This window comes from Paraburkholderia sp. SIMBA_053 (assembly GCF_046534895.1).
Lineage (GTDB): Bacteria > Pseudomonadota > Gammaproteobacteria > Burkholderiales > Burkholderiaceae > Paraburkholderia > Paraburkholderia caledonica.
Map to the genome: position 1 here is coordinate 1 of NZ_JAWRXU010001799.1, position 233 is coordinate 233.

The 233-nt window shown below is 70.4% G+C and carries 1 protein-coding gene; it reads right to left on the reverse strand.

The window, feature by feature from the left end; all coding sequences use genetic code 11:
• Positions 1–219 (reverse strand): FAD-linked oxidase C-terminal domain-containing protein (locus SB753_RS41720; RefSeq protein WP_410805773.1); only part of this gene is annotated, 219 nt, incomplete at its 3' end.
• Positions 220–233: the final 14 nt, after the last annotated feature.

A 233-nucleotide genomic window follows, 5' to 3' on the forward strand; every position in this document is an offset into this window, starting at 1 on the left:
CTCGTCCGCCGCGACCCACACCTCGGGCGGCACGTCCGGACCTTCGAAGAGGAAGTTGGGGTGCAGATTGCCGTCGCCGGCGTGCGCCACCGTCGGGATGGTGAGCGCGTGCTCGCGTTCGATGCGCGCGATCTCGTCGAACATGGCGGGCATCGCGCTGCGCGGCACGGAGACGTCCTCGATGAGCGTCGTGCCCAGCGACGCCATCGCCGCGTGCATCGATCGGCGGATCG